Source organism: Ferrimonas pelagia (assembly GCF_039543565.1).
GTDB classification, from domain to species: domain Bacteria; phylum Pseudomonadota; class Gammaproteobacteria; order Enterobacterales; family Shewanellaceae; genus Ferrimonas; species Ferrimonas pelagia.
The window spans coordinates 1-13,777 of record NZ_BAABJZ010000020.1 but is presented as its reverse complement, the minus strand read 5'-3'; the positions used below and the strand labels follow the sequence as shown (position 1 = coordinate 13,777).

The window sequence follows — 13,777 nt, the reverse complement described above, 5'->3', positions numbered from 1 at the left end:
CAGAGGGGGGAGAAACAAGGGCCGCGATGGCGGCCCTGATCGTCATTGAGCGTAGGTTAAGCGGCTTCTTTGAGCGATGCGGTGAGGTCGACGATCGCCTTCTTACCATCGCCAAACAGCATGAGGGTGTTGTCCTTGGCAAACAGCGGATTGGGCAAGCCAGCAAAGCCTGGGCTGAGGGAGCGCTTCACCACCACCACGGTCCGTGCCTTGTCGACATTGAGGATCGGCATGCCGTAGATGGGGGAGCCTTTGTCTTCCCGCGCCATCGGGTTGGTCACGTCGTTAGCGCCGATGACGATGGCCACGTCGGTCTGCTCAAACTGAGGGTTGATCTCGTCCATCTCAATGAGCTGCTCATAGGGCACTTCCGCTTCGGCCAGCAGCACGTTCATGTGGCCTGGCATCCGACCGGCGACCGGGTGGATAGCGTACTTGACGTCCACCCCGCGCTCCTCCAGTACCGAGGCCAGCTCGCGCACCGCGTGTTGAGCTTGAGCCATCGCCAGGCCGTAACCTGGGACGATCACCACCCGCTCGGCGGTTTCCAGCATCATCCCGACCTCATCGGGTGAGGAGGAGGTCACCTTACCTGCGTACACTTCATCGGCGTCGATGGTCTCGCCCCCTTCGGCCATCACGCCGAACAGGACATTGGGCAGGGAGCGGTTCATCGCTTTACACATGATCTGGGTGAGGATCAGGCCCGAGGCGCCGACCAGCGAGCCGGAGATGATCAACACGGTATTGCCACTGATGAAGCCGGCGGTGGCCGCTGCGATCCCGGAGTAGGAGTTGAGCAGGGCGATCACGACGGGCATGTCGGCCCCACCGATGGGCAGCACCAGTACCAGGCCGAGTATGATGGCCACGGCGACCAGGGCGTAGATCCAGGTCAGCGAGGGATCGGCCACATAGAGCCCTACCAGGCCCAAGCCGACCAAGAGCAATAGGCCGTTAAGCAGGGTGTTGCCCGGCACGGCAATCGACTGGCCGGAGATCAGCTCCTGCAGCTTGGCGAAGGCCACAAACGAGCCGGACAGGGTCACGGCGCCGATCAATATGGTGATCCCGATGGAGATCAAGGCGACCATTTCGCCGCCCGCGGCGGGATCCCACACGTTGGCCAAGGCGACAAACAGCGAGGCGCCGCCACCAAAGCCGTTGAGGATGGCAACCATTTGCGGCATCGAGGTCATCTGCACCGTACGTGCCATAAACAGGCCGATGGCCCCGCCGCTGATCAGGCCGGCGATGATCCACTGATAGGAGAGGATCTGTTGGTCGAACAGGGTCACCACGACGGCGATCAACATACCGATGGAGGAGAGTCGGTTACCCAGCACCGCGGTGCGTGGCTTGGTTAGGTTCTTGATGCCGAGGATAAACAGCACCGCAGCGACCAGATAGCTTATGTAGATCAGATTTGGACTCATGATGCGTTACTTCCTTTTAAACATCGCCAGCATGCGGTTGGTGACCATATAGCCGCCGACCACGTTGATGGTGGCCAGGGTGACCGCAATGAACCCCAAGATATTGACCAAAATGCCTGAGCCTGAGCCCGCGGCCAGTAAGGCACCGACCAGGGTGATCCCGGAGATGGCATTGGATGCTGACATCAACGGGGTATGGAGGGTGGGTGGCACCTTAGTGATCAGCTCGACGCCAAGAAACAGTGCGACGACAAAAACGGTGATCAGCAGTAACAGTTCCATTAGCTGGCCTCCTGGTTGTTGGTTTCGTCCGTTGTGGGCTGCTGTGGTGCAAGCCCCAGTAACTCTCGCAGCCGCGCATTGACCACCTCGCCTTGATAGCTGACGGTGGTATCGCGGATGATCTCATCCTCAAAGTCCCAGTTCAGTCCCCGCTCCTGCGCCATCAACAGCAGCAGATTGGTCAGGTTGGTGCCAAACATCTGGCTGGCGTGGTTGGGCACGGTGGCAGCGAAGTTTTTTGGACCCAGAATGGTGACACCATGGTGAACCACGGTCTCACCGGCTTGCGTTAGGGCGCAGTTGCCGCCGGTTTCCGCGGCCAGATCGACGATCACCGCGCCGGGCTTCATCGCCTGCAGCTGAGTTTCGGTGATCAGCACCGGGGCTTTGCGGCCAGGGATGGCGGCAGTGGTGATCACCACATCCTGCTGGGCCAGCACATCGGCCATGGCGGCCTGCTGCCGGGCGATAAAGTCGTCGCTTTGCTCTTTGGCGTAGCCGCCTTTGGTTTCGGTGTTCTCCGCCTCAATATTGAGTTCCACTGGGCGTGCGCCGACGGAGAGGATCTGCTCCCGCGCCGCAGGCCGAATGTCATAGGCTTCCACCACCGCGCCCAGTCGCTTGGCGGTGGCACAGGCCTGCAGCCCGGCCACGCCCACGCCCATGATGAACACCCGTGCCGGTTTCAAGGTGCCGGCGGCGGTCATCATCATCGGGAACAATTGATGGGAGTGGGTGGCACCCAGCAAGGCGGCTTTGTAGCCGGCGATGGTGGCGTTACTGGAGAGCACATCCATGGATTGAGCGCGGGTGATCCGGGGCACCAATTCCAGGGCGATGCCATTGATCTCAGCCTGGGCCAACTGCTGCGCCACTTGCGGCCCGGCCAGTGGATCCATCATGGCGATCAGGGTTTGGCCAGGCGCCAGAGCTGGCAACAAGGTATCCAGAGCCGAGCCATAGCCGTGCAGGGTGAGCACGGCGCTGGCATCTTTAAGGGTCTCAGCCTGACCGGGAGCGATCTCGGCGCCGGCATCGGTGTACAGGACATCGTCGAAACCGGCCAGCTCGCCTGCGCCGGCTTGAATCGTGACGTTTAAGCCCGCCTTGATCAGCTTACTGACATTGGCCGGGATCAGAGCCACCCGAGTTTCTTCTGGGTACGTCTCCTTGATCACTGCGATCTTCACAGGTGGATCCTCCTTAATAATGCATCGACATCAGCGTGGGTCGATCCTCGCTTTGATGATGACGCAGTGTTCCATGTTTTTTGCGCGGGAAGATAGTCCTGATAACAGGATGATGCGCGATTAATACAATCGGTAAATAAACTTATTGGTTTTGAATGGTAATTGTGAGCTCTGCGGGCGCTTCCTTTATTCCATTTGGTTATAAAAACTCAGTAACTGGTCTTTTTTCACCATACTTAAACTGCCTACCCTATGCCTACCTCAAAAGGATGAAATAGGTGGGACCATGTTGTTGAAAGAGCTGGAAGCCGGGGCTGGGGTGCTTGCCCCCGAGCAGATCCAAACGCTCCGTGCCCTGACCGCCGAGCTGAGCCCCATCCAGGCGGCCTGGCTCAGTGGCTATCTGGCGGCGGTGGCCAATCAAGGAAGCACGGCAGCGGTGTCGCTGGCGCCGGTGGCCAGTGCCCAGCGTCCCCTGACCATTTTGTACGGCAGTCAGACCGGCAATGCCCGTGGCCTGGCCCAACAACTGGCCAGCGAAGCCGGGGCGCAGGGCTTTACGGTCAACCTGGTGTCCATGGCGGATTACAAGCCCAAGCAGCTCAAAGAGGAACACCAGATCCTGCTGTTGATCAGTACCCATGGTGAGGGCGATCCACCAGATGACGCCATGATCCTGCATAAGTTTTTGCACTCGTCCCGCGCCCCCAAGCTGGAAAAGTTGCGATTCAGCGTACTGGCGCTGGGCGATTCCAGCTATGACGATTTCTGCCAGACCGGGCGTGAATTCGACCAGCGTTTGGCGGAGCTTGGCGCCCGCCGTATTGCCGATCGCATCGATTGCGATGTGGACTACGAGCACACGGCCAAAGCCTGGCAGGAAGAGGTGCTCAGTAAAGCCGAGAAAGGCGGCAGCGACGCCGGTCAAGTGGTGCCCATTACCGGCACTGGCGCGGTCAGCGCCTTCAATAAGGGCAACCCATTCGCTGCGGTCCTGCTGGCCAGCCAGAAGATCACCGGACGCAACTCGAACAAGGACACCCGCCATGTCGAGTTGGATCTGGCCGATTCTGGCCTGAGCTATCAGCCCGGTGATGCGCTCGGCGTGTGGATGCATAACGACGCCGAGCTGGTGGATGCCATCCTGACGGGCACCGGGCTGGATGGCACCCAACCTGTGGCGGGCAGCACGCTGCGCCAGGCATTAATCGAACAGTACGAGCTGACCCTGCTCCATCCTGCGCTGGTGCAGGGCTGGGCCGAGCTGGCGGACAGCGATGCGCTGCGTGCCATCGCCAAAGACGGCGCGACCGTCCGTCCTTTCCTCAAAACGCACCAGTTGATCGATCTGGTGCACCGTTATCCGGCCAAGCCGGACGCCGATGCGCTGATCGGCCTGTTGCGTAAATTGACCCCCCGACTCTATTCCATCGCCTCCAGTCAGGCGGAAGTGGAGGAGGAGGTGCACCTGACCGTTGGCTTAGTCAGCGACGAGCGCGATGGCCAGGCGCGCTTGGGCGCCGTTTCTGGTGCGTTTGCCCGCCGCTTGGACGAGGGCGCCGAAGTGAAGGTGTTTGTCGAGCCCAACGACAACTTCCGACTGCCGTCGGACGATAACACGCCGGTGATCATGATCGGCCCTGGCACTGGCATCGCCCCGTTCCGTGGCTTTATGCAGGAGCGGGACGCTCGCGGCGCACAAGGGGACAACTGGCTGTTTTTCGGCGATCAAACCTTTACCGACGATTTCCTCTACCAACTGGAGTGGCAGGGCTACGTCAAAAGCGGCTTGCTGACCCGCATCGATCTGGCTTTTTCCCGGGATCAGGCCGAGAAGATCTACGTGCAGGATCGGCTGCGTCAACAGGGCGCCGAGCTCTACGCCTGGTTGCAGCGTGGTGCCCACGTTTATGTCTGTGGCGACATCAGTCGCATGGCCAGCGATGTGCATGAAGCCTTGATCCAGGTGGTGGTCAGTCACGGTAAGCAGAGCCGAGAGGATGCCGAGGATTATGTGGAACAGTTACGCGCGGATAAGCGCTATCAGCGAGATGTGTACTGATGAGTGAGTTAAAGGATCGACAAGTCACCGGCAAATTGGCGGTGAACGAGCGCATCAAGGGCGAGAGCAACTTTCTGCGCGGCACCATTGCCGAGGATCTGCAGGATCCGCTGACCGGCGGTTTTACCTCGGACAACTTTCAGCTGATCCGTTTTCACGGCATGTATCAGCAGGACGACCGTGATATCCGGGCCGAGCGCACGGAGCAGAAGCTGGAGCCTTTGCATACCGTGATGCTGCGGGCGCGCATGCCCGGTGGCGTGATCAGCCCGAAACAGTGGCTGGCCATCGACGCCTTTGCTGCCGAGCACAGCATTGCCGGCAGCATCCGCTTGACCACCCGGCAGACGTTTCAGTTTCACGGTGTGCTTAAGCGCGACATGAAGCGGATGCACCAGACGTTGAATTCGATCGGGATCGATTCCATCGCCACCGCTGGCGACGTGAATCGTAATGTGCTGTGCACCTCCAACCCGGAGCAGTCCGAGCTGCACAGCGAGGCGTACGCCTGGGCAGCCAAAATATCTGAGCATCTGCTGCCGAAAACCCGGGCGTATGCCGAGATCTGGCTGGACGGCGAGAAGGTGGAGACCACCGAAGCGGATGAACCTATCCTCGGAAAAACCTACCTGCCACGTAAGTTCAAAACCACGGTGGTGGTACCGCCACGCAACGACGTGGATCTGCACGCCAACGATCTCAACTTTGTCGCCATCGCCGAGGGCAACAAGTTAGTGGGCTTTAACGTCTTGGTTGGGGGCGGCTTGGCCATGACCCATGGCGATCAGGCCACGTTCCCGCGCAAAGCGGACGACTTTGGTTTTATCCCGCTGGACAAGACCTTGGACTTTGCCGCCGCGGTGGTGACCACCCAGCGGGATCTGGGCAATCGGATCAACCGTAAAAACGCCAAGACCAAATACACGCTGGAGCGGGTTGGCATCGAGGTCTTCAAAGCCGAGGTCGAGAAGCGCGCCGGTCTGGCGTTTGCGCCAAGCCGTCCCTATACCCTGACGGAGCGCGGCGATGGCCTGGGTTGGACCGCTGGCGTCGATGGTAAGCACAACCTCAGTTTGTTCATTGAGAATGGCCGGATCCTGGATCTCCCGGGCAAGCCACTGAAAACCGGCATGGCAGAAATTGCCAAGGTGCATCAGGGCGAATTCCGCATGACCGCCAACCAGAATTTGGTGATCGCCGGCGTGGCCGAGCAGGACAAGGCGCAGATCGAAACCCTGGCTCGCCAGTATGGTTTGTATGACGAAGGGGTGAGCAACCAGCGCACCAGCTCCATGGCCTGTGTCTCCCTGCCGACCTGTCCGCTGGCGATGGCGGAGGCGGAGCGCTTTCTGCCGGACTTTGTCACCCGTATTGAGGGTGTGTTGCAAGGTCATGGCATCGGTGACGATGCCATTATCTTCCGAGTCACCGGCTGTCCCAATGGCTGTGGCCGCGCCATGCTGGCGGAAGTGGGCCTGGTGGGTAAAGGGCCGGGCAAATATAACCTGTATTTGGGCGGCAATCACAACGGTACCCGCATTCCTAAGCTGTATCAGGAGAACGTTGGTGAGGATCAGATCCTGGCGGTGATCGATGCGCTGTCCGGTCGCTGGGCGGTTGAACGCGAGCAAGGCGAAGGCTTTGGTGACTTCGTGGTGCGCGTCGGCATCGTCAAACCCGTACTTGTCTCGAGGACCGATTTCTATGACTAGTTCAGCACTGAGTGCCTTACTGGAACGATTGCCCTCCGAGCGTCAACGGGCGGAGCTGTCGGTGCTTAACCAGGAGTTGGCGCCTTTAACGCCTGCCGAGCGGGTGGCCTGGGGCTTGGAAAATCTACCAGGCCAGCATGCGGTCTCCTCCAGCTTTGGTGTGCAGGCGGCAGTGATGCTGAAGTTGGTGACCGATGCGGCGCCGAACATTCCGGTGATCCTCACCGATACCGGCTACCTGTTTGCCGAGACCTATCAGTTCATCGATACGCTGACCGAGCGTCTCGACTTAAACCTGCAGGTGTACCGAGCCACGTTGTCGGCTGCATGGCAGGAGGCCCGCTATGGCAAGGAGTGGGAGAACGGTCAGGACGGCATTGACCGCTATAACAGGCTCAATAAAGTGGAGCCGATGCAACGGGCGCTGGAGGAGTTGGCCGTGGGCAGCTGGTTTGCCGGGCTGCGCCGGGAGCAGTCCTCCAGCCGGGCGGATCTGCCGTTTCTGGCGCTGCGCTCGGGCCGCTTTAAGTTGCTGCCGATATTGGATTGGACCAACAAGGACATTCACTACTTCCTCGAGGAGCACGAGCTGCCTTACCACCCGCTGTGGCATGAGGGGTATGTCTCCATCGGCGATCGGCACACCTCGCGGCCCTTGACGTTGGGCATGAGTGAAGAGGAAACCCGTTTCTTTGGCCTTAAGCGAGAGTGCGGGCTGCATTACGATATCTGATGAAGTCGCAATTTTATTGAGCACAGCGGCCCTGCGGGGCCGCTTTCTGTTGGGGCGTACCGGACGCAGGTGGGCCGTCGAACCTTGCGCTTGGCCTAAAGGGGAACGCCGGCCGAGTGGTCTGAGCCGCGCGTCGTTTGGGGAGATTTGTGTGATCTGGGATGGATATACGAAACCACCCGGGAGTTTGATTAGGGGCGATTCAATCACCTTTGTATGATGCGCGGTCAAATTGCTGATTTTTAACCGATCTGCCGACACATTTTATATCGAAGGTGCTTCATGAGTCTTAAACACCGCTTGCAAGGGTTCGTTGCAGCCGTTGTGGTTGCCGCCAGCTTGATCCAGGTTGGCCTTATTCTGGAACGCTATATGGATGAGAGCCGGGAAGAGGTGCAGGAGCAGATCGACTGGCAAGTGATCAAGCTGCAGCAACAACTCGGCGAGTGGCTGGAAAGCCGGGCTCAATTGGTACGCCACAGTGCTGAGCTGTTGGCGCTGCAGGCGGTTGAGCCAGAGATCTATCAGTTGATCGCCCGGGCCGGGGAGATGGACGCCTTCTATTCTGGGTTCGCCGATGGTCGGCTCGTGTGGGATAAATTGGATCTGCCGGTTCCGGCGATCGATCCGCGCGAGCGGCCTTGGTATCAGCTAGCTCAGCGCCATGGTGGATTGGTGATCACCGAACCTTATCAAGATGTCGGGGGGCAGATGGTGATCAGCATGGCGCAGCCGTTCGAGGGTTACGAGCAGGGCGTGGTGGCAGCAGATCTGACCATTGGCGGGCGCACGCAGAGCTTGGTTGCGCAAATGCCGCAGGAGCAGGGTAGCCTACTGCTGGTGGATGATCGCGGGCGCGTGTTGGCGGCGCGGGATCAACGCCTGCTGCTGCAGCCCTTAACTCAGGTGCTCCCACAGTGGACGGAGTTGGGGCAGGGCCAAGCCGGGGAGTTGGTCGAGGTGCAGTTTAATGGCCAGGCGCATTATGTCGGCAGCGGCTCGATCGCCCTGGCGGATTGGCGGGTGTTGGTGCTGTACAACAAGGCCTATGCCGAGCTGGGGATGAAAGCCATGGTGCAGCGCAGCGTGTTGCTGATCCTGGGGCTGATCTTGCTGTTCGCCCTGCTCACGGCGGTGTTGCTCAATACCTTGTTTAAGCCGGTGGAGCAGTTGGAGTCGGCGATCGATGAGTTGGCGCAAGGCGATGGTGATCTGACCCGTCGGTTGCCGATCGTGCGGGAGGATGAGATCGGGCGGGTGGCGGATCGGCTCAATGGTTTTGTCGCCGATCTGGCCGCGATGGTCAGTGCGATCGGTGCGCGCAGTGAGCAGTTACTCAGCCACAGCCAAAGCAACCGCGGTCAGGCACAAGAGCAAGGGCTGGCCGTCGCACGTCAGCATCAGCGACTGGATCAGATCGCGGCCGCGGTGGCGCAGCTCGCGGCTGCGGCCAATGAGGTTGCCGTTGGGGCTGGGGCCACGGCATCCGCCGCCCAGTCGGCTTCGAATGCCTGTCAAAGCGGTGAGGCGGTGATCGCTCGTTCCAGTGAGGTCAGTGATCGCCTGGCCAAGCAGGTGGAGGAGAGTGCGCTGGTGATCGGTCAACTCGAAACCCATGCCCAACAGATCGATCAGGTGTTGGTGACCATTGAAAACATTGCCGAGCAGACCAACCTGCTGGCCCTGAACGCGGCGATTGAAGCCGCTCGTGCGGGTGAGAAGGGCCGGGGCTTTGCGGTGGTGGCGGATGAGGTGCGGGTGTTGTCGCAGCGTACCAGTAATTCGACCGATGAGATCCGCCAGATGATCGAGTCGTTGCAGGCGATCAGCCAGGAAGCGGTTGCCGAGATGGATAAGGGGCGCGCTTTGGCACGCAGCAGTGCCGAAGAAGCCCACCTGGCGGAAGAGAGCCTTGGGGTGATCGCCGGTGCGATCTCGGAGATCGCCGCGATGTCGACGCAGATCGCCACGGCGGCTGAGCAGCAACGCGCTGTCAGCGTTGAATTGTCGGGCAACAGTGCGGATATCCGCGATGACAGCTTGTCCCTGGCGCGGCTGGGCGAACAGTTGCAGGCCACCTCCAATGAGATGGAGCAGGACAGCTTGGCGCTGCAGCAGCAGGTTGAGCGCTTTAAGATCTAACCTGCGTTATCTCAAAACCATGACGGGCCCAATGCGGCCCGTTTTTTGTCTCTGCGCTGAGCGGTGGACTTTGGGGAATGGGGGCTGCGTTTTAGCCGACGCGCTGAAGTCATGGTGCTGACGTCACGGTGACTGAAGTCACGGGGTTTACGCCAAACGATTCGGCAACCGCGCACACGCAGGAGCTGAAACGAAAAAAGCCTGTCCGAGGACAGGCTTTTCGAAAGGTGGTCGGTGAAGAGGGATTCGAACCCCCGACCCTCTNAAAGGTGGTCGGTGAAGAGGGATTCGAACCCCCGACCCTCTGGTCCCAAACCAGATGCGCTACCAAGCTGCGCTATTCACCGAGATGTTGTTTTCATCCAAGCCGAAGCTGAGATACGCAAGCAACCGCGTTAAAAGTGGTCGGTGAAGAGGGATTCGAACCCCCGACCCTCTGGTCCCAAACCAGATGCGCTACCAAGCTGCGCTATTCACCGACTTGCCATTACAGACTCAATTCCACCCTTTCAGGTTTGCTCTGCAACGGCGGCATATACTAGCGATTTTCCGCCGCGGTGCAAGGCTTAGTTTCACGATTTTACCCGACCGCTGGTTTTCCCACCAGAGTGCGGGGTAAATCACCCCTTATATTTCAAAATGGAATATGTACTGATGATATCTTATTGTTCTGGCATAAGGCGGCGGCGTATTCTGACGGCTATCAGCCGCAGGGAGACGCAGTCGTGACCACCATTCAAGCCGGATCGGAGTCAGCTACAACGGAGCAAGCATCAACACAGGTTCTGGCATTGCCGGCAGGCCCAGCTCAACCTGTGCTGCTGATCAGCGCTGGGCCAGGCGATCCGGGCTTGTTGACGCTCCATGCCTACCAAGCGCTGCAGAAGGCGGAAGTGATCCTGCATGATGCCTTGGTCAGCTCGGCGATCCTGGCGTTGATCCCATCGGGCGTTACGCTGATCGCGGTGGGGAAGCGCTGTGGTGCGCACAGCATGGATCAGCGCGAGATCGAGCGGGTGATGATCGCGAAGGCTCATGCGGGCCTGCGCGTGGTTCGGCTAAAAGGCGGCGATGCCATGATGTTTGGCCGGATCGGCGAGGAGATGGCGGCATTGAAGGCCGCAGCGGTCCCTTATCGGGTCGTTCCTGGGGTGACCGCCGCCAGTGCTTGCAGTGCGTATGGCGCGATGCCGTTGACGCATCGGTCGTTGAGTCAGGGGGTCACGCTGATCACCGGGCGGGGTCGGGACGGCGGATCGGTTGCCGATTGGTCGCCCTATGTGGCCTTGGGCCATACCTTGGTGATCTACATGGGGCTCAAGCGGGCGGCGGCGATCCAGCAGGGGTTATTGCAGGCGGGGCTGGACGGACAGACGCCGGTGGCGATCGTCGGTCAGGCCAGTCAGCCCGGCCATCAGCGGGTGATCGGCCGACTTGAGCAGCTGACAAGCTTGTCGCAAACGCCGGGCTTGCCCTCGCCAGCGGCGATCATCGTCGGTGCCGTGGTGCAATTGGCGGATGAACTCGACTGGTTTCAATCCAATGATCGGTTGGACTGGAAGTCCCTTAATACCAATTTGTTCAGTGCCGCGATGTAGTCCTCATCGCCGCTCTCCTGCACCAGGCGAGCGAGCTCTTGTCCGAGTGGGGTAAAGCGATAGTAGCGTAACCGCAATCGGGCATGGCGTGGCCGCAGTAGCATGGTTTGCTCGACGAACCTGATCCGCAACGGCTTGTCCAGCTCCAGCCGGCCGGTCTCGAGCTCGGCGGCAAAGAGGATCCCCTGCTCTCGTAACGTGAGGATGGCGCTGTAGGGCAGGCCGAAGCGGGAGAGGGGCAGCTGAGGTTGGCGCGGCCGAAGCAGACCGGCGTAGCCCGGCTCACTGCGATAGCCTATCAGCAGCTTGTGATTCGATTCATTGTTGATGGTGCAAGAGAGTGCCACCGCTCGGATCAGCAGCAAGGCGTCACGTTGGGTCATCTTCTTGAGGGTTTCTAGGGCGCGTAGGCTGAAGGCGCCGGGCTGAGCCAGCTCCATCGCCAGGATCTTACCCCACATCTCTTGCATTCGTGGTGTCTGGATCTGTTCCGACAGGCTAAGGAATTGATGCAGCCAATCGGGATCAGGCTCATGACCTGCGACGCTGTTGTTGGTGCAGCTGATGGCGTGATTGACGATCGCTTCGACATTGAGCTGGAATTGTTCCTGCTGGCGCTTCTGTCGCTGCTCGGCACGATGCAGTAGGCTGGCCTGCTGTCCGCTTTCCTCGGTATTAAGGCCAACGACGCGTGAGAGTGCCACCGCCTGATGGCGGGTGCTGCGTGGTTTGGCATGGCCAGTTGTTGGCACAGGTGGATGGGGTAAGGCGGACACCTCGGTCACAGTCACTCCTCAGGTTGTTGTCGCTCTTCTACGACCCATTTCAGCTTCGCTAGGCCTTGCTGAAAGGGATCGCCGATCATACGGTTTGCCATCATCGCGAGAAATGGGGCCATGATGGGGGTCGTCATTTTTCCTTGGATCTGCCAGCGCACCTGAGTCTGGTTGGGGCCGATCGCCCGAAGTCTCAGCTCTGCAGGGTAGTGCTCGCGATTGCTGCCAAAGCGTGCATCGTAGCGGATCCCATTGAGCGGATCTGAGGCGATGATCACCAGCTCGCCACCGCCGCTGCGATCGGTCCAAGTTTGATTGGCGCCGATCCCTTGGCTGGGCTCGCCCAAGGTGATGCGGGTGGTCGGATCCAGCTCTTCCCAAGGCGACCATAAGGGCCATAAGAATAACTCATTAATGTATGGGTGAATGGCTTGCGGTGGCGCATTGATGGTGATCTCTCGATGCACCTCAAACTTGCTCGGCAAGACTAACCCCAATATTAAGACTATAGCGACAACGGTGGCCGTAAGTTTTAGCACGGTGTGCATGGCGAAACCCCGCGATGGATGTGCCCATAGCTTAGTTGAAGCCGGTTGAGGGTGACGCGGGAGCCTGACGGTTGGCTGGCGAGTTCGGTAGAGCTGGGGTTGCGCTGTGATAATGACATGGAGCCCATTGCGGCGACTTAGCGAGCAGCGGACCGGGATGGGGCAGATCGGCACCCGTCTCCGCTGCCCGTCAGTGGTACGCCTTACCATGCTTATGTGACATTTGTGTGACGAGGTTGTGGTCGGTCGGGTTTGCTGGCTAAGCTGGAAGCATGCGAAATCTATTACTCTGCCTTTGTTTCCTGCTCTCGGGCTGCGCTGGCCAGACGGCTAACCCTCATGTGGCGCTGCTGTGGCACGATGCGCAGTTCGATGATGCCATCGTTGTGCCATCCCCGCGGCAGGCCTTTGCCCTGAATGAACCGATGCGTCAGCTCAGTCGACGCTTGAGCCGTCACTCCGATCCCCGCGGGGCGCTGGTGGATTACCTCTTTAATGAGGGCCGGGTCCAGTACGACAGTCGACTGACTCGGAATGCGGCCGAAACCTTTTCGGCCGGGGCGGGTAACTGCATGTCGTTGGTGTTGATGACGGCCGCCTTGGCGCAGTCGCTGGATCTGAGCGTCCAGTACCAGTTGGTTGAGGCGCCGCCGGTGTGGGATCGGCAAGGTGGGCTCTATTTGATCAATGGCCATGTGAATCTGCGCTTGGCGCAACGGCCGGGTGAGCGGAGCCTGTTGGCGAGCAACAGCACGGTGATCGATTTTCTGCCGGGTAATCAGATGCGGGGCTATCGGATCACGTCGTTAACGGAGCAGCAGTTGATGGCGCTTTATTATAATAATATTGCGGCTGAGTCTATGGTGGAAGGCGATCTGGATCGCGCCTACGCCTTGCTCAGGGCTGCCCATCACATCGAGCCCCAGTTTCCGGTGGTGTGGAATACGCTTGGGGTGTTGTACCGTCGACGGGGCATGGTTGAAGAAGCGGAGCAGGTGTATCGTTATGCCGTGACGTTGCCGCAGATAGAGCTGGATGCGCTGCATAATCTGTCGATACTGCTGGCCAGTCAAAACCGATTGCAGGAGTGGCAACAGATCCACGGTCAGTTGGAGCTAAAACGGATCCGCAACCCTTACTATTACTTTGATATGGGGGAGCAGGCCTATCGCGGTAACTGTTCACCCGAGTGGACTTGACCTTAGATCATGAGGCCTTCTGGTATCGGATACGGACGTTGCTCGATACAGGCTCGAGTGATCTGTTGAAGCCACTCCAGTGGATTGAGTTTCAGCCGC

At 59.6% G+C, this 13,777-nt stretch carries 11 protein-coding genes and 2 tRNA genes; 6 read left to right on the top strand and 7 right to left on the bottom strand.

The annotated features are described in order from the left end of the window. Positions 1 to 56: 56 nt before the first annotated feature. The 3 genes from ABEA08_RS07550 to ABEA08_RS07540 are packed head-to-tail and all read right to left on the bottom strand — an operon-like array spanning position 57 to position 2,908. Positions 57 to 1,436, bottom strand: coding sequence for an NAD(P)(+) transhydrogenase (Re/Si-specific) subunit beta (locus ABEA08_RS07550; RefSeq protein ID WP_345334678.1), 1,380 nt, complete (start codon positions 1,434 to 1,436; stop codon positions 57 to 59). Positions 1,437 to 1,442: 6 nt separating this feature from the next. Beyond that, entirely contained in the window at positions 1,443 to 1,718 is a 276-nt protein-coding gene (locus ABEA08_RS07545) for an NAD(P) transhydrogenase subunit alpha part 2 (protein ID WP_345334677.1), read from the bottom strand. Continuing rightward, entirely contained in the window at positions 1,718 to 2,908 is a 1,191-nt protein-coding gene (locus ABEA08_RS07540; protein ID WP_345334676.1) for an NAD(P) transhydrogenase subunit alpha, read from the bottom strand. Before ABEA08_RS07540 ends, ABEA08_RS07545 begins: the two co-directional genes overlap by 1 nt. Before the next feature lie 286 nt (positions 2,909 to 3,194). Between ABEA08_RS07540 and ABEA08_RS07535 the strand changes: the two genes are divergently transcribed. From ABEA08_RS07535 to ABEA08_RS07520, 4 genes are all read left to right on the top strand, one after another. Beyond that, complete coding sequence (locus ABEA08_RS07535) at positions 3,195 to 4,970, top strand: assimilatory sulfite reductase (NADPH) flavoprotein subunit (protein WP_345334675.1); 1,776 nt, start codon at positions 3,195 to 3,197, stop codon at positions 4,968 to 4,970. Then, positions 4,970 to 6,682: an assimilatory sulfite reductase (NADPH) hemoprotein subunit gene (gene cysI, locus ABEA08_RS07530; protein ID WP_345334674.1), complete on the top strand. Its 1,713-nt coding sequence runs from the start codon at positions 4,970 to 4,972 to the stop codon at positions 6,680 to 6,682. Before ABEA08_RS07535 ends, cysI begins: the two co-directional genes overlap by 1 nt. Further along, complete coding sequence (locus ABEA08_RS07525; RefSeq protein ID WP_345334673.1) at positions 6,675 to 7,415, top strand: phosphoadenylyl-sulfate reductase; 741 nt, start codon at positions 6,675 to 6,677, stop codon at positions 7,413 to 7,415. The genes cysI and ABEA08_RS07525 overlap by 8 nt, the downstream gene beginning before the upstream one ends. A gap of 282 nt (positions 7,416 to 7,697) precedes the next feature. Further along, a complete protein-coding gene (locus tag ABEA08_RS07520; RefSeq protein ID WP_345334672.1) occupies positions 7,698 to 9,557 on the top strand; it encodes a methyl-accepting chemotaxis protein in 1,860 nt (619 codons plus the stop codon). Positions 9,558 to 9,827: 270 nt separating this feature from the next. On the opposite strand, the gene ABEA08_RS07515 is transcribed toward ABEA08_RS07520, so the two are convergent. Continuing rightward, positions 9,828 to 9,904 (bottom strand) — tRNA-Pro (locus tag ABEA08_RS07515). 55 nt (positions 9,905 to 9,959) lie between these two features. Then, positions 9,960 to 10,036: transfer RNA gene (locus ABEA08_RS07510), tRNA-Pro, on the bottom strand. 246 nt (positions 10,037 to 10,282) lie between these two features. On the opposite strand from ABEA08_RS07510, the gene cobA reads away from it, so the two are divergent. Then, on the top strand, positions 10,283 to 11,155 hold the full coding sequence (cobA, locus tag ABEA08_RS07505; RefSeq protein WP_345334671.1) for a uroporphyrinogen-III C-methyltransferase: 873 nt from the start codon (positions 10,283 to 10,285) through the stop codon (positions 11,153 to 11,155). Here cobA and ABEA08_RS07500 read toward each other — a convergent pair. Together ABEA08_RS07500 and ABEA08_RS07495 are read right to left on the bottom strand one after the other, a co-directional pair. Next, on the bottom strand, positions 11,092 to 11,940 hold the full coding sequence (locus tag ABEA08_RS07500; protein WP_345334670.1) for a TIGR03899 family protein: 849 nt from the start codon (positions 11,938 to 11,940) through the stop codon (positions 11,092 to 11,094). The two genes, cobA and ABEA08_RS07500, sit on opposite strands and share 64 nt — an antisense overlap. Positions 11,941 to 11,942: 2 nt before the next feature. Then, positions 11,943 to 12,416 (bottom strand): SRPBCC family protein, encoded by a 474-nt coding sequence (locus ABEA08_RS07495; RefSeq protein ID WP_345334669.1) that lies wholly within the window; start codon positions 12,414 to 12,416, stop codon positions 11,943 to 11,945. 335 nt (positions 12,417 to 12,751) lie between these two features. Here ABEA08_RS07495 and ABEA08_RS07490 point away from each other — a divergent pair, with 335 nt between their 5' ends. Beyond that, positions 12,752 to 13,678, top strand: a complete 927-nt coding sequence (locus tag ABEA08_RS07490; RefSeq protein WP_345334668.1) for a tetratricopeptide repeat protein — start codon at positions 12,752 to 12,754, stop codon at positions 13,676 to 13,678. The last annotated feature ends 99 nt before the right edge of the window (positions 13,679 to 13,777 follow it).